Annotated in this window: 28 protein-coding genes; 17 read left to right on the top strand and 11 right to left on the bottom strand. The window is 72.1% G+C overall.

The genetic code is table 11. The features are described from left to right. The first annotated feature begins 138 nt into the window (after positions 1-138). From F9C41_RS42250 to F9C41_RS37440, 3 genes are all read left to right on the top strand, one after another. Positions 139-2,067 (top strand): fibronectin type III domain-containing protein, encoded by a 1,929-nt coding sequence (locus tag F9C41_RS42250; RefSeq protein WP_155391587.1) that lies wholly within the window; start codon positions 139-141, stop codon positions 2,065-2,067. A gap of 154 nt (positions 2,068-2,221) precedes the next feature. Then, on the top strand, positions 2,222-4,459 hold the full coding sequence (locus F9C41_RS37445; protein ID WP_230690301.1) for an acyltransferase family protein: 2,238 nt from the start codon (positions 2,222-2,224) through the stop codon (positions 4,457-4,459). Positions 4,460-4,617: 158 nt separating this feature from the next. Further along, positions 4,618-5,229, top strand: coding sequence for a hypothetical protein (locus F9C41_RS37440; protein ID WP_155391585.1), 612 nt, complete (start codon positions 4,618-4,620; stop codon positions 5,227-5,229). A gap of 60 nt (positions 5,230-5,289) precedes the next feature. Here F9C41_RS37440 and F9C41_RS37435 read toward each other — a convergent pair whose 3' ends face one another. Then, positions 5,290-6,333 (bottom strand): suppressor of fused domain protein, encoded by a 1,044-nt coding sequence (locus tag F9C41_RS37435; protein WP_196280116.1) that lies wholly within the window; start codon positions 6,331-6,333, stop codon positions 5,290-5,292. A gap of 117 nt (positions 6,334-6,450) precedes the next feature. Here F9C41_RS37435 and F9C41_RS37430 point away from each other — a divergent pair, with 117 nt between their 5' ends. Together F9C41_RS37430 and F9C41_RS37425 are read left to right on the top strand one after the other, a co-directional pair. Further along, a complete protein-coding gene (locus F9C41_RS37430) occupies positions 6,451-6,789 on the top strand; it encodes an ArsR/SmtB family transcription factor (RefSeq protein ID WP_155391583.1) in 339 nt (112 codons plus the stop codon). A gap of 1 nt (position 6,790) precedes the next feature. Continuing rightward, positions 6,791-7,267, top strand: coding sequence for an SRPBCC family protein (locus F9C41_RS37425; RefSeq protein ID WP_155391582.1), 477 nt, complete (start codon positions 6,791-6,793; stop codon positions 7,265-7,267). A gap of 54 nt (positions 7,268-7,321) precedes the next feature. Here the strand turns inward: F9C41_RS37425 and F9C41_RS37420 are convergent, their stop codons facing one another. Next, positions 7,322-8,788 carry a hypothetical protein gene (locus F9C41_RS37420; protein ID WP_155391581.1) on the bottom strand — a complete coding sequence of 489 codons (1,467 nt, stop codon included), beginning with the start codon at positions 8,786-8,788 and terminating at the stop codon, positions 7,322-7,324. A gap of 235 nt (positions 8,789-9,023) precedes the next feature. On the opposite strand from F9C41_RS37420, the gene F9C41_RS37415 reads away from it, so the two are divergent. From F9C41_RS37415 to F9C41_RS37405, 3 genes are all read left to right on the top strand, one after another. Beyond that, on the top strand, positions 9,024-9,629 hold the full coding sequence (locus F9C41_RS37415) for a hypothetical protein (protein WP_155391580.1): 606 nt from the start codon (positions 9,024-9,026) through the stop codon (positions 9,627-9,629). 56 nt (positions 9,630-9,685) lie between these two features. Next, positions 9,686-10,165: a hypothetical protein gene (locus F9C41_RS37410; protein ID WP_155391579.1), complete on the top strand. Its 480-nt coding sequence runs from the start codon at positions 9,686-9,688 to the stop codon at positions 10,163-10,165. Between the two features lie 120 nt (positions 10,166-10,285). Then, positions 10,286-10,981 (top strand): GNAT family N-acetyltransferase, encoded by a 696-nt coding sequence (locus F9C41_RS37405; protein ID WP_155391578.1) that lies wholly within the window; start codon positions 10,286-10,288, stop codon positions 10,979-10,981. On the opposite strand, the gene F9C41_RS37400 is transcribed toward F9C41_RS37405, so the two are convergent. Beyond that, entirely contained in the window at positions 10,956-11,519 is a 564-nt protein-coding gene (locus F9C41_RS37400; protein WP_155391577.1) for a P-loop NTPase family protein, read from the bottom strand. The two genes, F9C41_RS37405 and F9C41_RS37400, sit on opposite strands and share 26 nt — an antisense overlap. A gap of 73 nt (positions 11,520-11,592) precedes the next feature. On the opposite strand from F9C41_RS37400, the gene F9C41_RS37395 reads away from it, so the two are divergent. Both F9C41_RS37395 and F9C41_RS37390 read left to right on the top strand, forming a co-directional pair. After that, complete coding sequence (locus F9C41_RS37395; RefSeq protein ID WP_155391576.1) at positions 11,593-12,180, top strand: TetR/AcrR family transcriptional regulator; 588 nt, start codon at positions 11,593-11,595, stop codon at positions 12,178-12,180. Between the two features lie 4 nt (positions 12,181-12,184). Next, positions 12,185-12,811, top strand: coding sequence for a maleylpyruvate isomerase family mycothiol-dependent enzyme (locus tag F9C41_RS37390; protein WP_230690300.1), 627 nt, complete (start codon positions 12,185-12,187; stop codon positions 12,809-12,811). Between the two features lie 24 nt (positions 12,812-12,835). Here F9C41_RS37390 and F9C41_RS37385 read toward each other — a convergent pair whose 3' ends face one another. Then, positions 12,836-13,504, bottom strand: a complete 669-nt coding sequence (locus F9C41_RS37385; protein ID WP_155391574.1) for a hypothetical protein — start codon at positions 13,502-13,504, stop codon at positions 12,836-12,838. A 157-nt stretch (positions 13,505-13,661) separates the two neighbouring features. Between F9C41_RS37385 and F9C41_RS37380 the strand changes: the two genes are divergently transcribed. Then, entirely contained in the window at positions 13,662-13,970 is a 309-nt protein-coding gene (locus F9C41_RS37380) for a hypothetical protein (RefSeq protein ID WP_155391573.1), read from the top strand. Between the two features lie 67 nt (positions 13,971-14,037). Here the strand turns inward: F9C41_RS37380 and F9C41_RS37375 are convergent, their stop codons facing one another. Further along, the gene (locus tag F9C41_RS37375) at positions 14,038-15,291 is read right to left on the bottom strand and encodes a glycoside hydrolase family 16 protein (protein WP_155391572.1); all 1,254 of its coding nucleotides are present in this window, start codon (positions 15,289-15,291) and stop codon (positions 14,038-14,040) included. A gap of 246 nt (positions 15,292-15,537) precedes the next feature. On the opposite strand from F9C41_RS37375, the gene F9C41_RS37370 reads away from it, so the two are divergent. Next, on the top strand, positions 15,538-15,882 hold the full coding sequence (locus F9C41_RS37370) for a zinc-binding dehydrogenase (protein WP_196280115.1): 345 nt from the start codon (positions 15,538-15,540) through the stop codon (positions 15,880-15,882). After that, positions 15,843-16,145 carry a zinc-binding dehydrogenase gene (locus F9C41_RS37365; protein WP_196280114.1) on the top strand — a complete coding sequence of 101 codons (303 nt, stop codon included), beginning with the start codon at positions 15,843-15,845 and terminating at the stop codon, positions 16,143-16,145. The genes F9C41_RS37370 and F9C41_RS37365 overlap by 40 nt, the downstream gene beginning before the upstream one ends. Before the next feature lie 39 nt (positions 16,146-16,184). Here the strand turns inward: F9C41_RS37365 and F9C41_RS37360 are convergent, their stop codons facing one another. Continuing rightward, positions 16,185-17,336: an RNA-guided endonuclease InsQ/TnpB family protein gene (locus tag F9C41_RS37360; RefSeq protein WP_155391569.1), complete on the bottom strand. Its 1,152-nt coding sequence runs from the start codon at positions 17,334-17,336 to the stop codon at positions 16,185-16,187. A 497-nt stretch (positions 17,337-17,833) separates the two neighbouring features. Between F9C41_RS37360 and F9C41_RS37350 the strand changes: the two genes are divergently transcribed. The 3 genes from F9C41_RS37350 to F9C41_RS37340 all read left to right on the top strand — a co-directional run bounded on the left by F9C41_RS37350 (position 17,834) and on the right by F9C41_RS37340 (position 19,934). Beyond that, a complete protein-coding gene (locus F9C41_RS37350; protein ID WP_155391568.1) occupies positions 17,834-18,100 on the top strand; it encodes a DUF4235 domain-containing protein in 267 nt (88 codons plus the stop codon). A gap of 208 nt (positions 18,101-18,308) precedes the next feature. Next, positions 18,309-18,704, top strand: coding sequence for a YciI family protein (locus tag F9C41_RS37345; protein WP_155391567.1), 396 nt, complete (start codon positions 18,309-18,311; stop codon positions 18,702-18,704). A gap of 6 nt (positions 18,705-18,710) precedes the next feature. Further along, on the top strand, positions 18,711-19,934 hold the full coding sequence (locus F9C41_RS37340) for an RNA polymerase sigma factor (protein ID WP_155391566.1): 1,224 nt from the start codon (positions 18,711-18,713) through the stop codon (positions 19,932-19,934). 129 nt (positions 19,935-20,063) lie between these two features. Here F9C41_RS37340 and F9C41_RS37335 read toward each other — a convergent pair whose 3' ends face one another. Beyond that, on the bottom strand, positions 20,064-20,936 hold the full coding sequence (locus F9C41_RS37335) for a sigma-70 family RNA polymerase sigma factor (protein WP_155391565.1): 873 nt from the start codon (positions 20,934-20,936) through the stop codon (positions 20,064-20,066). A gap of 135 nt (positions 20,937-21,071) precedes the next feature. On the opposite strand from F9C41_RS37335, the gene F9C41_RS37330 reads away from it, so the two are divergent. Next, positions 21,072-21,530 carry a carboxymuconolactone decarboxylase family protein gene (locus tag F9C41_RS37330; protein WP_155391564.1) on the top strand — a complete coding sequence of 153 codons (459 nt, stop codon included), beginning with the start codon at positions 21,072-21,074 and terminating at the stop codon, positions 21,528-21,530. On the opposite strand, the gene F9C41_RS37325 is transcribed toward F9C41_RS37330, so the two are convergent. The 4 genes from F9C41_RS37325 to F9C41_RS37310 all read right to left on the bottom strand — a co-directional run bounded on the left by F9C41_RS37325 (position 21,496) and on the right by F9C41_RS37310 (position 25,728). Further along, entirely contained in the window at positions 21,496-22,530 is a 1,035-nt protein-coding gene (locus F9C41_RS37325; protein ID WP_230690315.1) for an ADP-ribosylglycohydrolase family protein, read from the bottom strand. The genes F9C41_RS37330 and F9C41_RS37325 overlap by 35 nt on opposite strands. A gap of 70 nt (positions 22,531-22,600) precedes the next feature. Then, positions 22,601-24,064, bottom strand: a complete 1,464-nt coding sequence (locus F9C41_RS37320; RefSeq protein ID WP_155391562.1) for a trehalose-6-phosphate synthase — start codon at positions 24,062-24,064, stop codon at positions 22,601-22,603. Beyond that, positions 24,061-24,411, bottom strand: coding sequence for an STAS domain-containing protein (locus tag F9C41_RS37315; RefSeq protein ID WP_230690314.1), 351 nt, complete (start codon positions 24,409-24,411; stop codon positions 24,061-24,063). Before F9C41_RS37315 ends, F9C41_RS37320 begins: the two co-directional genes overlap by 4 nt. Positions 24,412-24,558: 147 nt before the next feature. Continuing rightward, positions 24,559-25,728 carry a ThuA domain-containing protein gene (locus F9C41_RS37310; RefSeq protein ID WP_155391560.1) on the bottom strand — a complete coding sequence of 390 codons (1,170 nt, stop codon included), beginning with the start codon at positions 25,726-25,728 and terminating at the stop codon, positions 24,559-24,561. Between the last annotated feature and the right edge of the window lie 305 nt (positions 25,729-26,033).

Raw genomic sequence — 26,033 nt, 5'->3', positions numbered from 1 at the left:
CCTGAGGTGAGCGGGCTCGTGTCGTCTGTGCACCGTCTCAATTGGTGGGAATTAATAGTAAGGCTTATTGACTGTTAATTATCGACCCGCGACGATCCCAGGAGAACGGCTCCCCCGTGTCCTGAGATCGGAGCTTCCATGAACAGACTGCGAACAGCAGCGGCGGCCCTGGCTGCCGCGCTGGTCACCACTTTCGCGGTGGCGGCGCTGCCCGCTCCCGCCTCCGCCGCCGAAGTGCTCGTCAACGGCGGCTTCGAAAGCGGCGCCCTGTCGCCGTGGACCTGCACCGGCAACCTCGGCAGCGTCGTGTCCACCCCCGTACGCACCGGCACCAAGGCGCTGCAGGGCGCGGCCAGCGCCTCGGACAACAGCAAGTGCAGCCAGACCGTCTCGGTGGTCTCGGGCACCCAGTACACACTGACGGCCTGGGTCCGCGGCAGCTACGTCTACCTCGGCGTCAACGGCGGGGCGTCCACCTGGACCCCGAACGCCACCAACTGGACGCAGCTCACCCTGACCTTCACCGCCGCCAGCAGCTCCGTCCAGGTCTACCTGCACGGCTGGTACGGCACCGGCACCTACTTCGCCGACGACGTCTCCCTGCAGGGCCAGGGCGGCACCGGACCGACCGTGCCCGGCGCGCCCGGCAACCCGTCCGCGGGCTCGATCACCAACACCTCGGTCGCGCTGTCCTGGGGCGCGTCGTCGGGCACCGTCACCGGCTACCGGGTGTACGAGGGCAGCACCGTGCGCGCCACCGTCACCGGCACCAGCGCCACCGTCAGCGGCCTGGCCGCGTGCAGCACGCACACCTACTCCGTCGCGGCGTACAACAGCGCCGGCGAGTCACCGCGCTCGGGCAACGTCACCGTCACCACCACCGGCTGCGGCACCGGCGTGCCCGGCACCCCCGGCAACGTCGCCGTCGGCGGCGCGACCAACACCTCGCTGAACGTCAGCTGGAGCGCGTCGTCCGGCACGGTCACCGGCTACCGGGTGTACGAGGGCAGCACCGTGCGCGCCACCGTCACCGGCACCAGCACCACCATCTCCGGCCTGGCCACCTGTTCCAGCCACACCTACACCGTGCGCGCCTACAACGGCACCGGCGAGTCCCCGGCGTCGGCGCCCGCGTCCGGCACCACCACCGGCTGCACCACCGGCACCCTGCCCAAGCACCTGCTCACCGGGTACTGGCAGAACTTCGTCAACGGGGCCACGCCGCTGCGGCTGTCGTCGGTGCCGACGACGTACGACATCGTCGCGGTCGCCTTCGCCGACGCCGTGTCCGGCACCCCCGGCGCGGTCACCTTCAACGTCGACTCGGGGCTGTCCTCGGCTGTGGGCGGCTACACCAACGCCCAGTTCCGCACCGACGTCGCCACCCTGAAGGCACGTAACCAGAAGGTCATCCTGTCCGTCGGCGGCGAGCTGGGCTCGGTGTCGGTCAACAGCTCGACCGCGGCGACCAACTTCGCCAACAGCCTCTACACGCTGATCACCGACTTCGGCTTCAACGGCGTCGACATCGACCTGGAGAACGGCCTCAACGCCACCTACATGGAGCAGGCGCTGCGCAACCTGCGCTCCCGGGTCGGGTCGGGCCTGATCATCACGATGGCGCCGCAGACCATCGACATGCAGTCCACGGGCGCGGGCTACTTCTCGCTGGCGCTCAACATCCGCGACATCCTGACCATCGTGCACACCCAGTTCTACAACTCGGGCAGCATGCTCGGCTGCGACCAGCAGTTCGCCTACTCGCAGGCCACGGTCAACTTCCTCACCGCGCTGGCCTGCATCCAGCTGCAGTCCGCGCTGCGGCCCGACCAGATCGCGCTCGGCCTGCCCGCCACCACCCAGGCCGCGGGCGGCGGCTACGTCGCTCCGTCCGTGGTCAACAATGCGCTGAACTGCCTGGCCGCGGGCACGAACTGCGGCAGCTTCGTCCCGCCGGCGCGCTGGCCCACGATCCGCGGCGCGATGACGTGGTCGATCAACTGGGACGCGTCGAACGGCTACAACTTCGCCAACACGGTGCACAACCACCTGGTGTCGATGCCGTAGCCGACCGCGGCACGACGACCCGCCGGAGGTGGTCCGGCGCCGGACCACCTCCGGCGCCGGACCGCCTCGGCCGGGGGACCACCCGCGCGAGCTGAAACCGATTCGGCTATCGTGGCTGGCCAGGTACCCCGACCGAAGGACCAGCATGACGTCGGTGCAGTCCCCCCTCGCCACGTCCGGCGCGGCAGGCATACCCGCGCAGCGCGAGCCGGCTGAAGCCGCCCAGCCGCGGCCGCAGGAAGCGCCGCCGAAGGAGGCCGGGCACGCCGGTCACCCGTTCCGCGGCGACGTCGCCGGGCTGCGCGCCGTCGCCGTCGGGCTGGTCCTGCTCTACCACGCCGGCGTGCCGTTCCTGCCCGGCGGCTTCGTCGGCGTCGACGTCTTCTTCGTCATCTCCGGCTTCCTGATCACCGGGCAGCTGCTCAAGGAGGTCGAGCGCACCGGCCGGGTCTCGCTGGCGGGCTTCTACGCCCGCCGGGCCAAGCGGATCCTGCCGGCGGCCGCGATCGTCCTCGTGGCGACCGCGGGCCTGGTCTGGCGCTTCGTTCCCAAGACCAGCTGGGAGGAGACCGCAGGCGACATCGTCAGCGCGGCGCTGTACGTCGTGAACTGGCGGTTCTCGGACCGGGCCGTCGACTACCTGGCCCAGCACACGCAACCGTCGCCGGTGCAGCACTTCTGGTCGCTGGCGGTCGAGGAGCAGTTCTACCTCGTCTGGCCGCTGCTGATCATCTTCGCGGTGCTGGCGTCGCGCCTGCTGCGCAGCGGGGTCAAGCCGACGCTGTGGGTCGCCCTGCTGGTCGTGCTGGTGCCGTCGTTCGTCTGGTCCGTGCTCGAGACCACCGCCTCGCCGGCCGAGGCGTTCTTCGCGTCCACCACCCGGATGTGGGAGCTGGCCATCGGAGCCGGTGTCGCGCTCGCCGCCACGGCCTGCGCGCGGATCCCGCGGGCCGCCGCCGTCACGGTGGGCTGGCTCGGGCTGGCCGCCGTGGTGGCCGCCGGCGCGCTGGTCACCACCGACACGGCCTGGCCGGGCTACGCGGCCGCGCTGCCGACGCTCGGCACCGCCGCCGTGCTGGCCGCTGGGACTACGGCGGGCCGGTGGGGACCGGTCGCGCTGCTCGGCATCCGGCCCATGCGCTGGGTCGGCGACCTGTCCTACTCGCTCTACCTGTGGCACTGGCCGCTGCTGATGGTCGCGACCGCGTACTGGCAGGGCCTGTCCATGAGCCAGAGCCTGGCGATCACGGCTGCCTCGCTCATCCCCGCCTGGCTCACGTACCGGCTGGTGGAGAACCCGCTGCGGTACTCCAAGGCGATCTCCGGCTCGTCGCGGCTGGCACTGAGCCTAGGTGCGAACTTCACCCTCGTCGGGGTCAGCGCCGGGCTGGCGTTGCTGCTCGTCTTCGCGAACCTGGGCACCGGCCCGGCCGGCACGCCGGAGCAGTCCGCGACCGGCGGGGGAGAGGTCGTCGCGCTGCCGCCGGTCGACATCGCCCTGCTCCCGGACACCGACCCCGGCCGCGCGCCGCTGGGTGCGGCGGTGCTCGGGATCAACCCCCTCGGCGATCCGCGCGGGAAGGTGACCGACCAGGTCCCCGCCATGTTCCCCCAGCCGGTCATGGTGCGCCGCGACCTGCCCGACACGTTCCGCGACAGGTGCCACCAGAGCCAGCAAGGCACCGACCTGCTCACGTGCACCTACGGCGACCCCACGTCGAGCACGGAGCTGGTGCTGGCGGGCGACTCCAAGGCAGAGCAGTGGCTGCCGGCGTTGCAGGCGCTGGCCGCGCGCAACCGCTGGAAGATCGTCACCTACATCAAGTCGTCCTGCGGCTTCGCGACCGCCACGCACCTGCTCAACGACATCGCGAACAAGCCGTACCCGTCGTGCACGCAGTGGAACCGCGACCTGCTGGCGAAGCTGGTCGCCGACCGCCCCGACTATGTGATCACGTCGCAGTACTCCGGGACGGCCGCCGACGGCGGCGGGCAGCAGAGCGCCGACGCGATGGTCACCGCGATGCACGCGAACTGGACGGCGCTCGCCGAGGCCGGCACGAAGGTGATCGTGCTGGCGAACACCCCCGACCCCGGCATGACCGTCTACGAGTGCATCGACCGCAACCGCGACCGGCTGTCGGCGTGCGCGTTCGACCGCGCCCGCCGCGACGCGGACCGGGGCTACCAGACCCAGCGGGCGGCCGCGGTCGGCACCGACGTGCCGATGATCGACCTGTTCGACGTCGTCTGCCCGGTCGGGCCCTGCGCCCCGGTGATCGGCAACGTGATCGTGTACCGCGAGTCGTCGCACCTGACCGCGACCTACGTCAGAACCATGGCGCCGCGGCTCGCGGTCGCGCTCACCGCCGCCGGGCTGCCCACCGGCTGACCTCGCGTCCGCGCCGGCCGGTCCGGCGCGGACGCCCGGCCCGTCGCGAGCGGGACGGGCCCGTCGGTCGACATGGCAGCGGACTTCACCAGCCCTGCGCTGACGGTTTCCGGTCAGTCGGAGGAACGGAGTGGATCGAGTCGGCAATCATGTGCGCCATGAAGTCATCAGGCCCGCTCGCCGCACTCGTCCTTGCCGCCGTCTTCGCCACCGCCGCCTGCACCGCCGACACCCCCGCAACCACACCCGCGTCCAGTGGCGCGCCTGGCGTCGCCCCGTCGGCCAGCGGCGTCGCCCCGTCGGCGGCCACCGCCGCGGGCGACCGGGACGGCTGCCTGACCGGCAAGTGGACGGCCGACGTGGACGCCATGGCCAAGGCGGCCGCCAGGCTGGGCGGCGGCGAGGGCAAGGGCTCCGGCAGCATCACCATGGAGTTCGCCGACCAGATGACCATCGCGTACGACAACGCGATCATCTCGATCAAGTCGACCGTGTCCGGCTCCGCCGTCGAGGCCAAGATGACCATCAACGGCACGGCGACCAGCACCACGTACACGACCAAGGACGGGAAGATCGCCGGCGTGATGCCCGGCGGCAAGATCACCACAAAGTCCGTCATGACCATGAACGGCGTCGAGACGCCCATGCCCGCCGGGGCGTTCGACGGCAACATCGACCTGTCCAAGAACACGGTGTCCTACACCTGTTCCGGCAACCGGGCCGAGCTGAACAACGGCTACGTCAGCTGGCCGCTGACCAAGGTCTCCTGACCGAACCGCACCCGGGCAGCCGGCCGTAACGGACCGCCGGCTGCCCGAACACGTCACGGGTCAGCCGACCTCGGCGACGACCGCCCCGCTCTGGTCGCGGATCTGCGACCGGACGATCCGGACGGTCAGCCCCGGCGCGGCGGCCAGCCGGTGCACCCCGGCCACGGGCCGCAGCAGGCCGGTCAGTTCCGCCAGCACCTCGGGCGTGAGCTGCAGATCCAGCAGGCCGTCGGCCTCCTCGGACATCACCAGCCGCGTCCCGGGCCGGATGCGCACCCCGCCCTCCGGGCCGGCGAGGTACAGCTCGCGGTCAAACGGGAGCCGGGCCGCCAGCACCCGCCCGATCCGAGCGGCGGCGTTCGCCCCGACGGTCACCGTGGTGACGCCGTCCTGCTGCTGCCAGCTCGCCTCCGCCACGAACAGGGCGCCGGTCGAGGATCCGTCGTGGCGCACGCCGTGGGCGACGGCGGCGGCGACCTCGGCGTCGCCGGTGAGGTCGCCGCGGTCGAGGTCGGTGACCAGCAGCGGCAGCCGCGGTCGCAGCGCGTCGAGCAGGCGCTGCGCGTCCCACTGCTCGATGACCGCGTACTCCTCCAGGGTCAGGCCGACGACCTGCAGGAACCGCACCTGCCCGTGCGGGGTGTCGAGGACGCCGAGTTCGGGGTCGGTGGTGAAGGCGGCGGCGCGGATGGCGGTGTCCGGCCGCTCGGCGCAGACGGGCCCGTTGAGGTCGAGGTGGTGTCCGGGCCCGAAGCCGTTGCCCGAACCGAACACGTACCGGGCCAGGGCCTGCAGGAAGTTCGCGGCCCACAGCGGCGGCGCGTCCTCGCCCGCCGGGCGGGCCACCCGGAAGGTGAACTCGAAGCCCCAGCCCGACTGCTCCGGGTCGTCCCACTCCTTGCGGTACAGCTCGGACATGCCGTAGCTGACCAGGTGCCAGTGGTCGTCCCGGCGGAAGAAGCTGACGCCGTCGAGCGGGTCCGGCCCGCCCAGCGTCCATTTGATCAGCGTGCCGTAGTGCTGCGGCTCGACCCCCGGGTAGAGCCGGCCCAGCGCGGCGTCGACGGCGTCCCAGCCCGGGTACTCGTCGGTGTCCTCGGTCATGGCCGGTGACTTTACAAACGGGGTCCGTCTTTCGGGGTATGGGTTGCGGAGGAGTGCGCTGAGATGCATACTCAACTTGTCGGTTGATTAACCGGATGGTTGAATAGAGGGGCGGTCATGGACCGACTGAGCCTGGTCTTCGCGGCGCTGGCCGACCCGACCCGACGGTCGATCCTCGCCCGCCTGGCCGACGGCGAGGCCACCGTGAACCAGCTCGCCGAGCCGTTTCCGATCAGCCTCCAGGCGGTCTCCAAGCACCTGAAGGTGCTGGAGCAGGCGGGCCTGATCACCCGCGGCCGGGACGCGCAGTGGCGGCCCTGCCGGCTGGAGGCGGCCCCGCTGCGCGACATCTCGGCCTGGGCGGAGCAATACCGCCGCTTCTGGGACGAGCGCTACGACCGGCTGGACGACTACCTGCGGACCCTGCAGACGGGTCCCACAGCAGAGGAGAAGTGAGATGGGCGAGACCAAGACCCTGGACGTCAAGCTGCAGGGCGACCTCGAGATCGTGATGACGCGCAGCTTCGACGCGCCCCTGGCGCTCGTCTGGGAGGTGCACACCAAGGCCGAGCACCTGAAGAAGTGGTGGGCCCGCGGCCACGAAGCCGACGTCACCGAGTTCGACTTCCGGCCCGGCGGCAAGTGGCGCATCGTCGAGCACGGCGACGGCGGCGAGGAGTGGGCGTTCCGCGGCGAGGTCCGCGAGATCGTGCCGATGGAGCTGATCGTGCAGACGTTCGAGTGGGAGGGCCTGCCCGGCCACATCTCCGTCGAGCGCCTCGTCTTCGAGCACAAGGACGGCAAGACCACGCTGACCGGCACGTCGACGTTCGCCAACAAGGAGGACCGCGACGGCATGGTCGCCTCCGGCATGGAGGGCGGCGCCAACGAGTCCTACCAGGCCCTGGACGCGTACCTCAAGACGCTGGCCTGACCGGCGCGGCGGCCCCGCACCGACGGACCTCCGCCGGTGCGGGGCCGCGCCGCGTCAGTTGCGCGCACCGCCCAGGCCGAGCAGCGCCGCCAGACCCAGCGCGCTACGTGGGGCGTACGGCATCCGCCACAACCCGCCGTGCGCCGCCCCCTGCGCCTCCTCCTGCCACACGTGCTCGCGCACCGGCGGGGGATTGCGCAGGTCGTGCACCAGCAGCGCAGCCATCAGCGTGTTGGACGTAGCGGGCTCGAACACCTCCACCCCGAACGCCGGCGCACCCGCGTACGCCGCGGCCAGCACCCGGTTCTTCACCACCGAGCGGGTCCGGGTCGGCGGCGCGACCTTGAAGCTGACCGTCGCGCCCTCATGCCGGGCCACCGCTGCCCGCCACCGCTGCAGCCGCTTGGCCAGCGCGTAGTTCGGACCCTGCTGCGCCACGAGGCTGTCGCAGATGCCCGGGTCGGCCTCGGGCGGATAGTTGCGCCGCAGCAGCCGCCCCGCCGACAGCATCCGCAGCGGCCCGCGCAGCGTACGCAGCGTCGACGGCTGCCGGTACTTCTCGTCGGCCTGCGCGACCGCCTCGCCGGGCGCGGCGAACACGTCCGTCGGGGTGGCCAGGAACGCCAGCGCCGTGTCCGGGCGCTGCCCGCGCAGGTGCTCGGTCAGCGCGTCCACCGCCGCACAGACCCGCAGATTGGTCGCCCCGTCCGCATAGACGTAGTTGCCGACCACCAGGCGGCCGTCCACGCCGAGCAGCCAGTCAGCGACGGTGGGCAGCTGGTGCAGCAGGTCCGCGCCGGCGACCTCGGCCAGGTCCGCGTGGTCGCGGCGCGCGGCCGCGACCGGGATCCGCAGCCGGCCGCCGTACCGCCGGGCGGTCTCCAGCAGGCCCCGCCACAGCTGCGGCCGCGGCAGGTCGACCGCGACCACCTCGCCACCCCAGCGCAGCAGCGAATGCGTCGGACCCATCTCGGCACCCGCACCCAGCGCCACCACCCGCACGTCGGACAGGTCCAGCCAGTCCGGATTGGCCGCCACCGCCCGCACCGCCTCCGCGCAGCTCGGCTCCACGACCCCGGCGGCCACCCACGCGTCGAGCTGCCGCGCCAGCGCGTCGCCGCGCAGCCGCTCGCCCCGGTACGGCAGGGACAGCTCGCGGTCGGTGTCACCATCGCCGCCGACCGTCACCGTGCTCAGCTCGGTGGACGGGTCCGGCTTGCGTGCGAACGCCTCCCGTAGGCCGGCCTCGCCGTCCTCGGTCACCACCCGCATCCGCTCGTGCAGCGAGGCCAGGCCCGCCGCCGCACTGCCGCGCGCGGCGTCGCCGGAGGTCAGCCCCGCCTCCACCAGCCGCCGGAAGTGCACCAGGTAGTCGGCCCGCCAGTTGGTCTCGTGCTCGGCCGCCCGCGCCCCGACCGGGTCGACCGGACGCAGCGCGTCGGCGACCACGGCCCGTCCCAGCGCGGACGTGCTGCGCTCGGTGCCGCTGCTGACGGGGAAGACCACCCCGGACGATGCCATCGTGCCGCTCCTTCACCTGGCCGCGGCGGGTGCGGGCCGCGTCGAGCGCGGACACTATCGCCTGAGCGGGGCGGTGGGCAACGACTCCCGCCGCAAAGACCGCCGTGGCGTCAGCCCGTGAGCACGGGCGGGTGTTACCGGCCGGATGCCGGCCCGCCCGGCCCGCCACGCGCGTCCGCCGCCCGGTCGCCCGGCTTGCCGGGCGCGCCGGACGGCGGGAGACTGGCTGTCGGCAGTGGACGGACGGCCGGGGGAGGGGATCGCGCTGGTACGGCGGGAGCGCAAGGCCGTGGCGGGTTTGCCGATCTGGCTGCTGGACATCGACGGGGTGATCAACGCGGTCACCGATCTGCCGGATCACCGCGTCTGGCCCGATCACGAGTGGGTCCGGACCAGCGCGCCCAGCAAGCACGACCTCGAGTGGCCCATCCTCGCCGCGACGCCCGTCCTGGACTTCCTGCGCCGGGTGCACGAGCAGGGCCGTGCCGAGATCTGGTGGCACAGCACCTGGCAGCACCACTCCGTCAACGTCGGCACCGCCTTGGGCCTGCCGGCCTGGCCGGTGCGCGAGTGCCCCGAGTTCGGTTCGCAGGACACCGCCCTGGCGACGCCGCTGGCCAGGACGAAGCAGACCTGGTGGAAGCTGCCCGCGGCGCAGCGGGTGCTCGACGAGGGCCGCCCGCTGCTGTGGACCGACGACGACGTACGCCACCAGCTACGCGGCGCCGACACCAGGCCGTGGGGCGACCGGGCGCTGGTGGTGGCCCCACCGGTCGAGGCCGGGCTGACGCCGCGGCAGTTGCGCCGCATCGATCGCTGGCTCACCAAGTGGGCGGCCTGACCCGCCCTTACCTTCCGTATATCCCTGCGGTACCTTCCGTATGTCTTATGTGGAGGGTGATCGATGTGAGCGTCCAGGGCAGGGCTGCGTTCGCGGGGCTCGGCGCCCCCGTGCAGCGCTACGGCACCAGGCCGGTGGCGCAGCTGCTCATCGCCCCGATCGTGGCCGCGACCACGCTGGTGCTGGGCTTCGGCGCGGACATCACGCCGTACCAGATCGCCGGCATCGCGATCACCGTCGGCCTGCTCGTCCAGGCCCTGCTGATCCACCGCAACCGGGCGATCCACGTGTTCGAGCGGGGAATGGTCACGGTCGGCGCGCTCGGCCGGGTGCAGCACGTGGTGACCTGGCACGAGGTGGCCTTCGTCGAAGGCGTCACCGTCAACACCAGCAACGGCGCGTCCACCACCACCCGCCGCGACTTCACCGTGCACGTGCCGGGCGGCCGGGTCCGGTTCAACGACCTCCTGGTGGCCGACGGCGACCGGCTCGCCGCCCACATCGCCCTGCGCGCCGGGCAGCGCCGCCTGTTCTGACACTGCGGATGTGCGGGAGGCCACACCGGCCGAGTGGCCGCCGGGCCCGGACCCTGGCCGCCGCGGCGACTACGATTGCCTCGGCTGATCAGGGCATCGTTGCGGGGGAGTTGGTCTGTGATGAGCGGCCTGCACGCGATCGACACCGGCGTGCTCGACGATCCGGCCGGAGCGGCGCTGTCGGGACCGCATGCCGCGTTCGCCCGGCGGCACGGGCAGGCGGCCTGCTACGACCCGGCCGTGACGCCGTTCGCCGCACTGCCGGCGGGCGCCGACGCGCGGGCCTGGGACGACCTGGCGGCGCTGGTGGGCCCCGGCGGGCGGGCTGTCGTCATCGGCGACCACCCCGTGCCCCCGGGCTGGCAGATCACCTGGCAGGACGAGGTCGTCCAGCTGGTCGACGCCGCGATCGCGGTCGCGGACGAGCCCGCGGCGGTGCCGCTGGGCGCGGCCGACGTGCCGGAGATGCTCGACCTGGTCGAGCGCACCAAGCCGGGGCCGTTCCTCGCCCGCACCGTCGAGATGGGTTCCTACCTCGGTATCAGGCAGGACGGCAGGCTCGTGGCGATGGCCGGGGAGCGGATGCACCCACCGGGCTTCACCGAGCTCAGCGCCGTGTGCACCGACCCCGCATACCGCGGGCAGGGGCTGGCCACCCGCCTGATCCGCGCGGTCGCCGCGGGAGTACGCAGGCGCGGCGAGACGCCGTTCCTGCACGCCGCCAGCGACAACGCCGGCGCGATCCGGCTCTACGAGGCGATGGGCTTCGCCGTACGCCGGCAGCTCACCTTCACGGTCGTGGTCGCGCCGAACTGACCGGGCTCAGCTCCTCCAGCCAGCGGTCCAGCTCGCCCGGGGTGCGGAACAGCAGCACCTGAGGGCCGGGGGAGTCCGCTGCCCACCGGCGCATCCGGCGGCGCTTGCGCCCGAACGACGCGAAGTGCCACAGGATGATCGACTCGGACGACAGCACGCTGCCGAGCGTCTCGCGGTTGCCGTTGCAGATGACCTCACCGGTGGAGATCAGCCGCGCGGTGCGCCGCAGCAGCCGCCGCAGCGTCAGCCCGCGCGAGAAGTCCAGGCCGATGACCAGGTCGGCGGCGGCGAGCGGGACGTCCAGCCAGTCCTTGTACGCGCCGTCGAGGATCCAGGACTGCCGCCGGCAGACCGCCGCGATCCGGTCCCGCTGCAGTGGCATGGGAACCTCTTTCCAGCCGGGCTCCCAGGTCAGCTCGTCGACCGGCTGCCAGGGCAGGTCCAGCCGCCGGGACAGCTCCAGGGCGAGGGTGGACTTGCCCGCCCCGTACACCCCGTAGATCAGGATCTTCTGCGGGAAGGGGCGGCGCGCGGTCACCGGCTGAGCGTAGCGGGCGAATGCACGGAAACAACGTCTGTTGTTCTTTGAACAACCATCGTAGTATCGGTGTATGTCGAATCGACGTGAGCTGCTGATGGATACCGCGATCTCCCTGCTGGGCGAGCGTGGTGTGCACGGGCTCACCCATCGCGCCGTGGACACCGAGGCCGGGCTGCCGTCCGGCTCGGCCGCCAACTACTTCAGCACCCGGGACGCCCTGCTCGACGCGGTGGTCGAGCGTGTCGCCGACCGCGAACGCGACAACTGGGAGCAGCTGTGGGCGGCCCGCTGCCCGACCACCCCCGCGGAACTGGCCGAGGTGCTGGCCGCGTTCGCACACCAGGCGACCGGTCCCCATCGGACGCTGACGCTGGCCCGCTACGCCGTGCTCGTCGAAGCCGCCCACCGGCCGCAACTGCGGCCGCAGCTCGCCGCCGTGGGCGGCCGGGTGCGGGCGTACTTCCTGACCTGGATGCGCGTCGCCGGTTCCACCGACCTCGAACGGGACGCGCCGATCATCATGAACTGCTGGACCGGCCTGGTCCTGCACCAGTTGTCCTACCCCAACCCTGAGTTCGACCCGCTCGCGCAGCTCGGCCCGCTCGTGGCCGCCCTGCTCCCCGCGCCGCATGGAAAGCGAGGCAGTCACGGAACGTGACCAGGTGTGGCAGGCGATCGATGCGCAGCGGCAGGCCGTCGCCGACCTGCTGGCGCAGCTGTCCGTGGACGACTGGCGGCAGCCGTCGCTGTGCGCGGGCTGGACGGTGCGCGACGTCGCCGCGCACCTGACCCTGCAGCATATCGGTCTGCGCGACGTGCTGCGCGAGCTGCCGCACCTGCGCCTGGGCGGCATGAACCGGCTGATCCTCGACATGGCCCGCCGCCACGCGGAGCTGCCCACGGCGGAGCTCGTCGCGCGTATCCGCGCCATGATCGGATCGCGGCGGCACAACCTCGGCGTCACGCCGCTGGAGACCCTGATCGACATCCTGGTGCACAGCCAGGACATCGCCGTCCCGGTGGGCCGCCGGCTGGCCCTGGACCCGGCGGCCGCGGCCGCCGCGGCGACCCGGGTGTGGGGTTTGAACTGGCCGTTCCGGGCACGCCGACGGGTGGCTGGTTTCCGGCTGACCGCGACCGACACGGACTGGACCATGGGTGAGGGGGCCGAGGTCAGAGCACCGATGGAGGCGATCCTGCTGGTGCTGACCGGACGGCTGACCGCCCTGCCCGCCCTGTCGGGCGCCGGCTCCACGGCGCTCGCCGCACGCCTCTCGGCTGCGGTCTGAGCCGGCCGTCGGACGTGCGCGCGTTCAGCCGACGCCGAGGCGCAGGCGCTCGGTGAGGTCGTCGATGCCGAGGTAGAGGTACGCCGTCTGGTACTGGAGGTTGCCGAACAGCCGGGCCTCGCCGCGATAGATCGCCAGCAGGCTGTTCTTGCCCCGCCACCAGCCGTCGGCGACGCCGGCGACCTCGGGCACCGGGCGCAGCCCGTATCGCTCGGGCAGGCCGTCGATCCTGGCCCCGGTGGCCATGCGGACCTCGGCGGGCAGGCCGTCGGCGAGGTGTCGCAGCGCGGCGGCCTCCACCCAGCCCTCGACCGAGCCGTGCAGCGGCACCCAGTTGTCTTCCGCGACGATGCCGAAGCATCCCGCGCCGTCGACCATGAACCCGTAGGCCATGGAGCAGCGTGGACTTCCTGCCTCGAAGCACGGCCCGAGCCCGTCCTGGACGGAAGGGTCGCCGGCCTCGAGGACTTGCGGGCCGCCGTCGTACTCGGGGGTCGGCGGTAGTTCCAGCCCACCCCACCGGCCCTGGTAGGCGGCCAAATGTTCGATGGCGTCCGCGGGTCGGCCGGACCGGTGCCAGTGGCGCCGGTGCTGCTCGGGCGTCCAGACCTCGCGCCGGATCGCGTATCTGGCCAGGTAGGCCCGAGCGCGCCGGGTCAGGCCGCTCGGGAGTCTGAGCCCGCGTCCGCTCATGGCGTCAGGTTAACGAGGCGGGGCGACCTTTTCGACGGTCGCGATAGGGGACCGTCCATTGACTGTCGCAATTGGGTTGGTCATGATGATCGAGGTATCGGTTGAATCGTCAACTTCGATGTCGTCCTCGTTCCTCCCGCCCGGAAGGAGAAATTTCGTGCACCGTTCCCTGATCAAGCGCCGCGCCGGTGCGGCGGTCGGTGTGGTGGCTGCCGCGGCAGCTCTGCTGGTGGCCACCGTCGCGCCGGCGATGGCCGGCACTGCCAAGGAGTTCACCGGCGGAGGCCGCGGCCTGACGCCTGCTTCGGCGATCCAGGCCGCCGCCTGGGACGCCGAGGCTTCGGCGAGCGCCGAGCAGCTCTACACGTGCGTCCAGTCCGGAGAGCCGGGCGTCTGGGAGGTCTTCGACCACCCCTACTTCGGGCACGTCTTCTTCGCCGAGGTCACGGTGTCCTGCACTCAGTGATCCCCTTGACGTGCCTCGTCTCCCGGATTCGGCGCATCCGGGAGACGAGGCGTTCAGGGGGCGGCGGTCAGCCCTTGCGCCACTTCTGGGCGCCGGTGCCGTTGCAGGTGTAGAGCTGGAGCTTGGTGCCGTTGGCGGTGCCGTTGGCGGTGACGTCGACGCACTTGTTGGCCTGGGTGTTCACCAGGTCGCCGGCGCCGCTGAGCACGAACTTCTGCGCCCCGCTGCCGTTGCAGTCGTAGAGCTGGATGGCCGCGCCGTCGGCCGACGAGCCGGCCGCGACGTCCATGCACTTGCCCAGCGCCCGCAGGCTGCCGTCGGCTTCGAAGGACCAGCGCTGCGCGCCGCTGCCGTTGCAGTCCCAGATCTGCAGCCGGGTGGCGTTGGCGGTGTTGGAGTTCGGGATGTCGATGCAGCGGTTGCTGCTCTGGCCGATGAGCGGGGTGGCGCCGGTGGGCGGGGTGCCGCCGTCCTGGGCGAAGACCCGGACGTAGTCGACGACCATCGATTGCGGGAAGACGGTGCTGCCGTCGGGGTTGCCGGGCCAGTTGCCGCCGACCGCCACGTTCAGGATCATGAAGAACGGGTGGTCGAAGACCCAGCGGTTGCTGCCCGCGTCGGCGCGGGTCTTGCGGGAGTACTGGATGCCGTCGATGTACCAGGTCACCGAGTCGGGCGCCCAGTCCACGGTGTAGGTGTGGAAGGCGTCGGCGAGCCGGGCTCCGCCGGGCAGGGTGTACTGGCCGGTCAGTGAGCAGCATCCGGAGTAGCCGGGCCCGTGCAGGCTGCCGTGGACGGTGCCGGGCTCCTTGCCGATGTTCTCCATGATGTCGATCTCGCCGCTGTTAGGCCACGGGTTGGTGCCGATGTCGCTGCCCAGCATCCAGAACGCGGGCCAGATGCCCTGCCCGCGCGGGATCTTGATGCGGGCCTCGTACCGGCCGTAGGTCTGGGTGAACCGGTCGGCGGTGAGCAGGCGGGCGGAGGTGTACTGGCAGCTGCCGTACCAGCAGCCGTAGCCGGCGGGGTTCTCGCGGCGGGCGGTGATGACGAGGTTGCCCGCGCCGTCGTGCACGGCGTTGCTGGTGCTGTTGGTGTAGTACTGCAGCTCGTTGTTGCCCCAGCCGCCGCCGCCGATGTCGAACTTCCACTTGCTGCCGTTGACGGGCGTGCCGGCGGCCGCGTTGAACTCGTCGGACCAGGTCTGCGGGCCGACGGCGAGGGCGGGGGTGGCGGTGATGACGGTGGCGGGCACGGTGAGGCCGGCGGCGGCGAGCGCGGCCACGGTCAGCCGGGCCAGCAGTCGGGTCGGTCTGCGCATGGGACTACCTCCCAGGAGCGTGTGGGGCGTGCTACCAGGAGTTCCGGGCAGAACACTTTTGGTAAGCACTGTTAATAAATTGACAACCGTCACGTTAGGACGGACTACAGCTCCCGTCAAGAGAGCGCTCTCTATGAGATCGACACCGCTCCGATGTGGATCTGCGATAGCAAGCCGAGGCGGCGCTGTCGTCGCAGCTTCCGGCGGTGACCGCGAGCTGATCGGCCGTCCACGAGCCTGGCCCGGGTGCCCGACGGTCTGGACCTCACCACCGCCGGGGCGCTCGGCCTGGCGGGCGCGGCCGCCGCCACGGTCGTCGACTCCATCGCGCCGCAGCCGGGCGAAACCGTGCTGATCGCGGGCGCGACCGGCGGCGTGGGCAGCCTCGCGGTGCAACTGGCGGCCGCGCGTGGGGCCGTCGTGCTGGCGACCGCCGAGCCCGGCGAGGGCACCCAGCTGGTACGCCGCTTCGGCGCGCACTACGTCATCGACCGCACCGGCGACATCATCGGGCAGGTCGCCGCATCGCGCCGGGTGGTGTCAAGGCGGCGGTGCACCGGGCCGGCGACCCGTTCGCGCTGGCCGAGCTGATCGCGCCGGGCGGCCGGTTCACCACGCTGCTCGGCATCGGCCAGGACCAGATGAGCGTGCACGACGTGGTCGCGCTGCCGGTCAACGCCGACCTCGCCCCGGCCGGCCTGGAGCACCTGGCCGCTCAGGTGGCCGCGGGCCGGTTGGAGGTGCCGGTGCGGCGCATCTACCACCTGGACGAGGTGCCGCAGGCCTTCGCCGACTTCGCCGCCGGCAGCGTCGGCAAGCTGGCGGTACGCGTGGGGTCACCTACCCGGCCCTGAGGGCCAGGCTTGCAGGTCTCTTCCCCGCTGGGCGCGAGGTCAGGCCGCGTGCGGGCGGTTGACTGCGCCCCAGTCCTCGACACCGCGCTGGGCGATGTTGAGGGCTGCATTGTGATCGGCGTGGGCAACGACCCTGCACGATCGACAGGTGAAGGTTTCCTGGTCGGGCCGGTTGCGCTTGTCGCGGTGTCCGCACCGGTGGCAGGCCTGGGAGGTGTACCGGGGATCGACTTTGGCCAGCGGTATACCGGCTCGGCGGGCTTTGTAGGTCAGGAACGCGCCGAGTTGGTGGAAAGACCATGAGGACAGGGTGACCCGTTGGGGCTTGCGGAGCCGGACCCGGTCGCGGATGCCCGTCAGGTTCTCGACGGCTATCCCGCGGCCGGTGCGTACAGCCTCGGTCACGATGGTCTTGGCAATGCAGTGGTTGACGTCCGCGGCATGCCGGGCGTCCTTGCGGCGGCGTTTGGCGAGCAGTCTGCGGGCCGATTTGGTGCCTTTGGCCTGTAGTCGCTTGCGCAGCCGCAGTTGCCGTCGGCGGTAGCCGTTGAGCCGGGTTCCGGCGTAGCGGTTGCCGTCGCAGTCGTAGGCGATGTTGGCGATGCCCATGTCGACACCGAGGAACCCGGCCGGGTCGATCAGCTCCGGCTCGGGCACCTCGACTGTCGCGTAGAGGAACCACATGCCGTCACGGTGCACCAGGTCGCACTCCCCGACAGGCAGGGTCGCGACGGCTTTGAGCTGATCCGGCGACCCCGTGTACGCGACACACTTGAGCCGGCCGTCGACCGTCCAGATCGACACGGTTCGAGCGTCTGGCTGCCAGGACAGCATCCGCGCATCGTAGGGCTGCGCGGCGTCCCACCGGAACGAGATCGGTTTGGCCTCGGCGCTGCAGCGGCGTTTCGATCCCGGCTTGCCCAAGTTCCCGGCCCGGATGTTCGCCTTCAACGCCTGGTACGAGTCGCTGACCTTCTTGATGACGTGCTGGGCCGCTTGCGCGCCGAGCCGATGCTGGTCCTTGATGGCCTGGTAGACGTGTTTGCGCAGGTCGTAGTTGCGGTAGACGCCCTTCTGGCGGGCCACGGCAGCCACCGCGCAGGCCGCAGTGTTGCAGGCACGCAGGGTCGACTCCAGCGCCGACGCCTGCTCGGGCGTCGGCAGGAGCTTGACCTGCACGACCAGCTTCACCAGACCACTATATCTTTTGGACTGTCGCGTCTATGGGGCCCGCGTCGGGATTGCGGCGTGGCTGTAGCGTCTACAACCTGGATGCGCACTTGGTCTTCACCACTAGAAACCGTCGCGGAACACTCATCGACCCGATCCTCACCCGCGCAAAGAGACCATGCGATCGGTGTGCACCGAATTCTGCGCCGAGTTACGCGAGTGCAACGGCGACAGTGACCACCTGCACCTACTCATGCATTACCCCCGCCGTCGCTCTTTCGAAGCTGGCCAATCGGCCCGCTATCTGCGCCAGGAAGACGTCACGCACCTGCGCCGCTACCTGGGGGTGGCCGCCTGTGGTCGCCGTCGTACTTCGCCGGCATCGGTGGCGCATCGCCGCCCACGGTGGTCAAGGAAGACGTCGAAACCAGGTACGCCGCTGAGTGACGGCTTTCCTGCCGGCCTTGCTGGATCGGGGTTTCAGCGTTACGCACTGCTGAAGCGGGTATGCGGCTGCCATGAACACGCAGAAGGTGGTGTACAGGCCGATCGGGATGGTGAGCGGCGTCGTGGCCGGTGCCGTGGCCGGAGTGGCGTTCAAGCAGGTCTGGCGGATCGTGTCAGGCAAGCGCGAGGCGCCGCACGCCACCGACCCGACGAAAGGGTGGACCGAGATCCTGCTCGCCGCGGCGCTGCAGGGCGCGGTCTTCGGGCTGGTCAAGGCCGCGGTCGACCGCGGCGGCGCGCACGGCGTGAAGGCGCTCACCGGCAGCTGGCCGGACTGAGGCCCGGCCCGGCTCAGGGGCTCCGTTCCACTGGACGGGGCCCCTGACCATGCCCGACCAGGCCATACGTCCTCCAGAAAAAATCTTGAAAAATGTGCCGCGGGGATGTCGAAGGCGCGCGACCGGCGGTGTCTACCCGGTGAGAGGGTGGCGGGACAGGCCCGACGGGCGGCCGCCGCCACCACGGATCGCCAGGAGGAGTACGGACATGAAGTACATGATCATGATGCACACGGGCCAGGACGCCACCGAGGGCATCATGAACTGGTCGCAGCAGGACGTGAAGCGGCACATCGAGTTCCAGCACGACTTCGACCGCGAACTGCGCGAGGCCGGCGAGATGGTCTTCAACGAGGGGCTGACCTTCCCCGACCAGGCCCGCATCGTCCGCCACGACGGCAAGGGCGCGCCCGCGGTCACCGACGGTCCGTTCCCCGAGGCCAAGGAGTTCCTGATCGGCTTCTGGATCGTCGACTGCGCGAACCCCGAGCGGGCGTACGAGATTGCGGCCAAGGCGTCGTCCGCGCCCGGCAAGGACGGCGCGCCGCTCGGCATCCCGATCGAGGTGCGCCCGATCGTGGGCCCGCCGCAGGCCGACGCCTGACCCGCGATGGCCGACCGGTCGATCGAGGACCTGCTGCGCGAGCTCGCGCCGCGGGTCCTCGCCGTGGTCGCGCGCAAGTACCGCGACTTCGACACCGCCGAGGACGCCGTGCAGGAGGCGCTGCTCGCGGCACACCAGCACTGGCCGGCCGACGGGCTGCCGGACAGCCCCGAGGCCTGGCTGATCGCCACCGCCTCCCGGCGCCTGATCAACATGTGGCGCGGCGACGACGCCCGCCGCCGCCGCGAGGAGCAGGATTGGGCACCCGTGACGGCGACCGCGGCGGACGAGAGCGCCGCGGACCGTGACGACACGCTGCAGCTGCTGTTCATGTGCACCCACCGGGCGCTGACGCCCGCGTCGGCGATCGCGCTGACGCTGCGCGCGGTCGGCGGCCTCACCACCGCCGAGATCGCCGCCGCGTTCCTGGTGCCCGAAGCCACCATGGGCCAGCGGATCAGCCGCGCCAAGCAGCGCATCCATGCCTCCGGCGAGCCGTTCCGGCTGCCATCGGGCGCGGACTGGCGCCCGCGCCTGGACGCCGTGCTGCACGTGCTCTACCTGATCTTCAGTGAGGGGTACGCGAGCAGCGGCGGCCGCGAGCTGGTGCGCACCGACCTGTCCAAAGAGGCGATCCGGCTCGCCCGCGAGGTGCACCGGCTGCTGCCGGGCGAGCCCGAGGTCACCGGGCTGCTGGCGCTGATGCTGCTGAACGACGCCCGCCGCGACGCGCGCACCGGCCCGCACGAAGAGTTGATCCCGCTGCCCGAGCAGGACCGCGCCCGCTGGGACCGGGCGGCGATCGCCGAGGGTGTCGACCTGGTCAGCGCCGCGCTGCGGCAGCGCGCCGTGGGGCCGTACCAGCTGCAGGCGGCCGTGGCGGCCGTGCACGACGAGGCGGCCACGGCGGCCGAGACCGACTGGCCCCAGATCCTCGCCCTGTACGGCGTGCTGGAGCGCATCCAGCCCAACCCGATGGTCACCCTCAACCGCGCCGTGGCCCTGGCGATGGTGGACGGTCCGCAGGCGGGCCTGAAGGTGCTCGACACCCTCGACGGGCCGCTGGCCGGCCACCACCGCCTGGCCGCCGTGCGCGGCCACCTGCTGGAGATGGCCGGTGACCGGCCGGCCGCGATCGAGCAACTGCGCGCCGCCGCGGTCGCCACGTCCAGCGCCCCCGAGCTGCGCTACCTGATGACGGAGATCGGCCGCCTGCGCGACGGCGGCTGACGCGCCTCCGTCACCGGCCGGCTGTACCTGGCTCCGACCATCCGGCCAAGATCGCTGTCTGGTGTCGAAATGCGCGGCGATACCACACGTTTCGACACCAGACAACGATCTTGCGGCGCGGCGGCCCGGTCAGAGGATCGCGACGTCGAGGTCGGCGAGGCGGTCGCGGTCGGCGGTGAGGTCGATGGCGGCGATGCGGCCGTCTACGACGGTGAAGGCCAGCGCCACGCGCACCTTGCCGCCCGGTGCCCAGACCGCGTTGACGACGCCGTCGAGCAGCGCGGTGCGTGCCTCGGCGGCCATGCCGTTCCAGTAGCCGGCGACGGTGTCCGCGCCGCGCAGTTCGCCCTTGGAGCCGTACGCCACGGCGGTCGCGTCGGCGCGCATCACCACGTCGGGGTCGAGCACGGTGAGCAGGGCCTCGAAGCGGCCCTCGCGGGCGGCGGACAGGAACGCCTCGACGATCTCGCGCCGGCGGGCCTGGTCGACGTCGCCGGTCGGGGCCTGCCCCTGCACCCGGCGGCGGGCGCGGCTGGCCAGCTGCCGGGCCGCGTCGGGGGACTTGCCGATGACCGGGGCGAGCTCGTCGAACGGCACCGCGAACATGTCGTGCAGCACGAACGCCAGCCGCTCGGCGGGGGAGAGCGTGTCGAGCACGACCAGCAGCGCGAGCCCGACCGAGTCGGCCAGCACCGCCTCCTGCTCGGGGTCGGCCCCTGTCGCCGCGAGCGGCGGCAGGTCGGCGTCGGCGGTGTCGTCGAGCAGGTCCTCGCGCCGGGTGCTGCGCGAGCGGAGCATGTCCAGGCAGATACGGCCGACGACCGTGGTCAGCCAGCCGCTGAGGTTGCCGACCTCGTCGACGTCGGTGCGGCTCAGCCGCAGCCAGGCCTCCTGTACGGCGTCGTCGGCCTCGGCCGAGGAGCCGAGCATCCGCAGCGCCACCGCACGCAGCCGTCCACGGTCCTGCTCGAAACGCTCGGCCAGCCTGTCCTGCTCGTGCATGTCGTACATACCTCCTGAATCGTGATCCAGGCCACATCTGTCACATCTTCGGAAAGCGGCCCGTCATACCGATGACGAACGAGATCGGGCCGATGTGACAGGCCCGGCGAGCAAGATCCTAATGGAGGAGAAGCCATGCAGTCCCGGATGACCAACCCCGCCGCCCTGCTGCCGGACGCCGTGAAGGGCATCAACCTGATCTACAAGGCCGCCCACTCCGCGGGCCTGGCCAAGTCCACCTTGGACCTGGTGCACCTGCGGGCCAGCCAGATCAACGGCTGCAGCGCGTGCGTCGACTCCGGCGCGCGCGGCATGCGCCAGGCCGGCGAGACCGACGAGCGGCTGTTCTCGGTCGCGGCCTGGCGCGAGACCGACTACTTCACCGAGGCCGAACGCGCCGCGCTGGACCTCGCCGAGCACGCCACCCGGCTGGCCGACAAGGGCGACGCGGTGCCGGACCAGGTCTGGGAGGCGGCCGCCAAGCACTTCGGCGAGGCCGAACTCGCCTCGCTGGTGCTGTGGATCGCGACGACCAACTTCTTCAACCGGATCAACGCGGTCACCCGCCAGCCCGCCGGCCAGAACTGGGGCTGAGCTGCGGTGCGGGGCCGCCCTCGGGACGGCCCCGCCGCAGCCCGCCCGCCCGGCGGCCGGTCGCCAACCGGGCCAGCGCCGCGGCGGCGGCCTGGATGCGCAACCCCCGGGTGACGTCGGGGCGGGCCGCCATGGCCAGGCTGTGCTCCGGGTGGCGGGCCCCGCTGACCGCGCCGACGATCGTCGCCACGGTGCGGGCCTGCCCGCCCATCATCATCGCGTACCGGATGGCGGCGATCGGATCGTCCGGGTGGCGCAGGAACGCCGTCAGCGCGGCGGGCACGCAGCGCAGCGCGGTGCGTCCGGAACCGACCGTCGCGGCCGCGTCGGCCGGGGCGCTGCGATGGCGGACCAGCGTCTGCACCTCCCCGAGCGCGGCCCGGAACTCGCTGGTCCGCAGCTGCGCGGTGACCAGGTCGAGGAAGTGGTACTTGTCGGCGGGCGCCAGCGGCTGCCCGCGCGCGGCGAGCGCCACCGCGGTCGCCGTGGCGGCGGCCGCGTCGCGGGCCAGCGGATGCGCGTGCGTGATCCCGGCCGTACGGCGGGCCAGGGCGGCGACCGTGCCCATACCGGCGTCGGGCAGCAGGCCCACGGCGCCCGCCCGCACCGCGGCGACGCTGCCGAAGCTGCCCTGTCCGTCGTGGACCGTCGGGGCCACCTGCGACCAGCGGACGCCGCGGCGCACCGCGGACAGCACCCGCGCCGTGCCGGTGTCGGCCAGCTCGGGCCGGTCCGCCGGCCACTCCCGGGCCAGCTCCAGGGCGAGCGCGTCGTCATGCACCCGGCCCGCGTGCCGGCCCAGGTGCTCGGCGAGGATCAGCAGCTGGGTGGCGGCCGCGCTGGGCTGCGTCTGCCGGGCGCGCCGGCCGCGCAGCACGGCCTCCACCCGTGCCGGATCCGGCATGGTGGCGTCGTGCAGCGGCGCGGCCAGCAGGTCGGCCCGGGCTGCCATGAGCATGCAGCCGTGCGCCCGGCGGAGCAGTTGCGACTGGTCGAGCATCGGTGTCACGGCGGATCTGTCTTCCTTCCCGTTGCCGTCCGCCGTCCAGATCGCACCCGGACGGCGGACATCACGTCCGGCCCGGCCGGGACGCGGCGCGTCCGGGCGTGGCACCCGGCGTCGGGCCCAGGTGCTCGACACGGTCGGGGACGGTCGGGCGGGTGTGCGCGGGCGTGGCGGGCAGCCGCCGCGGCCGGCCGCCCGCCTGGGCGGGCACGACCGAGGCCCGGGCGCGCACCACGGCGAGCACGTGCCGGGCCCAGCTGTCCAGGCCCGGCTCTGCGGGCGCCGGACCGGCCTGGGGCGCGGGACCGCACAGGCCCACGGCCGTCGCGACGGCCTCGGCGTAGGCGGCCGTGTCGTGCGGGTTGACCACGATCGCCCCGGGCACGTCCGCGGCGTCGCTCGTCAGCTCGCTGAGCACGACGGTCGCGCCGCGCTCGCCGCGCGCCGCGACGAACTCGTGCGCCGGGTTCACCGCGCCGTGGTGCACGGGGGTGGCCAGCAGCCCGTCGCAGGCCAGGTACAGCGCGGCCAGCTCGCGGCGGTCGGGGTTGTCGCGTACGTAGTGCACGACGGCCTGGCCGACGCTGGCATGCGTACCGTTGATCTTCGCGATCAGGCGGTCCACCCGTTCGCGCTGGTCCAGCTCGTCCGGGGTGTGCGGGTCGCCGCACGCCACGTGCAGCAGCGCCACCGTGCCGGGCTCGGGCCGGTGCTCGGCCAGGAAACGATCGAAGGCGTGCAGGCGCTGCTCGACGGCGTCGGCGGGATCCCAGCCGGCGATCGACAGCAGCACCGGCCCGCCGACCCGCATCGCGTCGCGGATCTGTCCGGCGCGCTCGCGCACCTGCGGCCGCCGGGCCAGCCGCCGCATGCCGCCGGTGTCGGCGGGCAGCGCGCAGGCCAGCACCCGCACCCGGTGGTTGCCCACCGCGATCTGGTTGTCGCGCACCGGCAGCCCGTGCACGCGTCCGGCCAGGTCGAGCAGGTTGTCCACGGCGCGGTCGTGCGGCAGCGCGACGACGTCCGCGCCGAGCAGCCCGGCCAGCAGCTCGCGGTGCTCGGGCAGCCGCGCGAACGACTCCGCGGGCGGGAAGGCAGTGTGCAGGTGCACGGCGGTGGCGAGGTCGGGCCGCCGCCGGCGCAGCAGACGCGGCAGCAGCTGGAGCTGGTGGCCGTGCACCCAGACCGTGCCGCCGAGCGCCGCGGATCCGGCCACGGCGTCGGCGATGGCGGTGTTGGCCTGCTCGTACGGCTCGAACCAGCCAGGCGGGAAGTCGGCCTGCTGGTGCTGGTACAGCGCGCGCAGCAACCCCGCGCCCATCCGCGCGTCGTCGCCGTCGGCGTCGACGTGCAGCGCGTCGGCGTCCGGCGGGTTGGTGCCGTCGGGCACGGCCGCCCAGGCCCCGCCGTGCGCGGCCACGAACGGCCGCAGCGACGCCAGCGCGACGTCCACGTGGTCGCTGCTGTCGTCGGGGTCGGCGGCGGGCACCCGGTCGCCGGCCACGATCAGGTCGTAGCGCGCGGTCACAGGACCACCTGCCCGGCCGGGGTCAGCGCCACGTTCGGATACGGCAGCAGCTGCATGATCCGGTCGACCTTGGCCAGCCGCAGGGCGCGCCGGGCCTGCTCGGACGGCGAGCGCAGCGCGACGCTGCCGCCGTCGCGCACGGCACGCCGGTGGGCGTCCATCAGCAGCAGGATGCCCGCCGCGTCGATCGTGTCGCAGTCGGCCAGGTCGACGACGATCTGCTGGGGACGCAGTGCCAGCGCCTGTTCGAGAAGGCGGTTCACCTCCGGTGCGGCCTGCGCATCCAGATCGCCCTTGACCTGCACTTCCACCAGCGGCACTGCCTGTGCCGCGGTCGCCGGGACCATGTCTTCCACCTGGGTACCTCCTTGCCGGTGAGTGCAGCCATTCCCCACCCAGCGCGTAGATAACCCTGCGAACGATGACAGTTGTGTGACAAATCCCAAAGCGGGGCCGGGCCACCCGGTCTCACCGGGTGGCCTGACCCCCCCAAACTATGGGCTGACCAGGTCGAACTGTTCCCACGGGCCGATCGAGGTGCGGTTGGCGATCAATGCCGCCGCGCCGCCGTTCTCTGCGACGACGTACTTCCCGTTCGCCTGGGCCCGCAAACTCACCGAGCCGTTGGAGTTGCGGATCAGTGCGAAGGTCTCCCAGCCGCCGACCGCGGTGCGGTTGGCGATGAGCGGGTTGGCGCCGGCGTTGTCCGCGCAGACGTAACGTGCGTTGACCAGGGCGCGCAGTGCGATGTTGCCGCCGCCCCGGTCGACCATCTCGAACCGCTCGGCGGTGCCGGCTGCGGTGGCACTGGCGATCAGCGCGCCCGCCCCGCCGTTGGGGGCGGTGACGAACTTGTTGTTGGCCCGTGCGCGCAGGCTGATCCCGGGGGCCGGGGGCGTGCCGGGGGAGCAGTCGGCGGCGACCGCTCCGGCGGCGATCTGGATGCCGCCGAGCAGCATGCGGGTGAAGTTGCTGTCGGTGTAGCTGGCCTCGGTGTGGCCGAGGCCGGTGTACCAGGCCCGGCCGCCGCCGTAGTTGGCGCACCAGGTGATCGGGTGGTCGCCCATGTTGCCGCCGGTGTAGCTGCCCTCGTTGAGGTTCATCAGCACGCGGGCGGCCGAGCGCGGGTTGGTGCGGTAGTTGTACCACTCGTCGCTGCGCGTCCAGGCCGTCGGCAGGTGTGCCGTCGAGGCGTTGACCGGGGCTTCGACCCGCACCTGGGCGTTCTGGATGGCGGGGTGGGAGTGGAAGTACGCCCCGACCAGCCCGCCGTACCAGGGCCAGTCGTATTCGGTGTCGGCGGCGGCGTGCACGCCGACGTAGCCGCCGCCCGCCGCGATGTAGTTCTGGAACGCGGTCTGCTGGGTCGCGTTGAGTACGTCACCGGTGGTCGACAGCCAGATCACGGCCTGGAACTGGGGCAGGTTGGCCGCGGTGAACTGGTTCGCGTCCTCGGTGGCGGTCACCGTGAAGCCGTTGGCGCTGCCGAGCGCCTGGATCGCGGCGATGCCGTTGGGGATGGACGAGTGGCGGAAGCCGGCGGTCTTCGAGAAGACCAGCACCTTGGTCAGCGGGGCGGCCGACGCTGGGGTCGCCGGCGCGAACAGCGTCGTCGCCAGGACCGTGACCAGGCCGGCGACCAGGGACAGTACGCGTTTTCGCATGTGGCTCGCTCCTTCGATGAGGGTAGCGCGGTGGGCGGGGTCGGACCGGCGGACGCCGTGAGGCGCGCGGATCCGGACGGCCGTACACGCGGGCGAGGGCCACGCGGGGGTTCGGCGACCAGACATGACGCGTCCTCGGGTCGGGGGCGCGGGCACGCCCCTGCTGACGGCATTCCCGGGTTCTCACCCGCGAACCGGAGCCGGTCGCCGAAACTCGGATCCGATATCTATCGACGTCGAATCCTATAGGAATTCGTCCGGCGGGGGAAGGTCGCCGCGTCAACTTTCGGCCCGGCGACCCTCTG

This window comes from Catellatospora paridis (assembly GCF_009720365.1).
GTDB classification, from domain to species: Bacteria; Actinomycetota; Actinomycetes; order Mycobacteriales; family Micromonosporaceae; genus Catellatospora; species Catellatospora paridis.
Note: the sequence above shows the minus strand (reverse complement) of the source record. Positions and strands in the feature narration are given on the sequence as shown.

Excerpts from the sequence above, each read along its gene's own strand:
- F9C41_RS42250 (WP_155391587.1), top strand. The coding sequence starts at position 139 with ATGAACAGACTGCGAACAGCAGCGGCGGCCCTGGCTGCCGCGCTGGTC.
- F9C41_RS37440 (WP_155391585.1), top strand. The coding sequence starts at position 4,618 with ATGAAGTCATCAGGCCCGCTCGCCGCACTCGTCCTTGCCGCCGTCTTC.
- F9C41_RS37435 (WP_196280116.1), bottom strand. The coding sequence starts at position 6,333 with ATGACCGAGGACACCGACGAGTACCCGGGCTGGGACGCCGTCGACGCC.
- F9C41_RS37430 (WP_155391583.1), top strand. The coding sequence starts at position 6,451 with ATGGACCGACTGAGCCTGGTCTTCGCGGCGCTGGCCGACCCGACCCGA.
- F9C41_RS37425 (WP_155391582.1), top strand. The coding sequence starts at position 6,791 with ATGGGCGAGACCAAGACCCTGGACGTCAAGCTGCAGGGCGACCTCGAG.
- F9C41_RS37420 (WP_155391581.1), bottom strand. The coding sequence starts at position 8,788 with ATGGCATCGTCCGGGGTGGTCTTCCCCGTCAGCAGCGGCACCGAGCGC.
- F9C41_RS37405 (WP_155391578.1), top strand. The coding sequence starts at position 10,286 with ATGAGCGGCCTGCACGCGATCGACACCGGCGTGCTCGACGATCCGGCC.
- F9C41_RS37395 (WP_155391576.1), top strand. The coding sequence starts at position 11,593 with ATGTCGAATCGACGTGAGCTGCTGATGGATACCGCGATCTCCCTGCTG.
- F9C41_RS37385 (WP_155391574.1), bottom strand. The coding sequence starts at position 13,504 with ATGAGCGGACGCGGGCTCAGACTCCCGAGCGGCCTGACCCGGCGCGCT.
- F9C41_RS37375 (WP_155391572.1), bottom strand. The coding sequence starts at position 15,291 with ATGCGCAGACCGACCCGACTGCTGGCCCGGCTGACCGTGGCCGCGCTC.
- F9C41_RS37350 (WP_155391568.1), top strand. The coding sequence starts at position 17,834 with ATGAACACGCAGAAGGTGGTGTACAGGCCGATCGGGATGGTGAGCGGC.
- F9C41_RS37345 (WP_155391567.1), top strand. The coding sequence starts at position 18,309 with ATGAAGTACATGATCATGATGCACACGGGCCAGGACGCCACCGAGGGC.
- F9C41_RS37340 (WP_155391566.1), top strand. The coding sequence starts at position 18,711 with ATGGCCGACCGGTCGATCGAGGACCTGCTGCGCGAGCTCGCGCCGCGG.
- F9C41_RS37335 (WP_155391565.1), bottom strand. The coding sequence starts at position 20,936 with ATGCACGAGCAGGACAGGCTGGCCGAGCGTTTCGAGCAGGACCGTGGA.
- F9C41_RS37330 (WP_155391564.1), top strand. The coding sequence starts at position 21,072 with ATGCAGTCCCGGATGACCAACCCCGCCGCCCTGCTGCCGGACGCCGTG.
- F9C41_RS37325 (WP_230690315.1), bottom strand. The coding sequence starts at position 22,530 with ATGCTCGACCAGTCGCAACTGCTCCGCCGGGCGCACGGCTGCATGCTC.
- F9C41_RS37315 (WP_230690314.1), bottom strand. The coding sequence starts at position 24,411 with ATGGTCCCGGCGACCGCGGCACAGGCAGTGCCGCTGGTGGAAGTGCAG.
- F9C41_RS37310 (WP_155391560.1), bottom strand. The coding sequence starts at position 25,728 with ATGCGAAAACGCGTACTGTCCCTGGTCGCCGGCCTGGTCACGGTCCTG.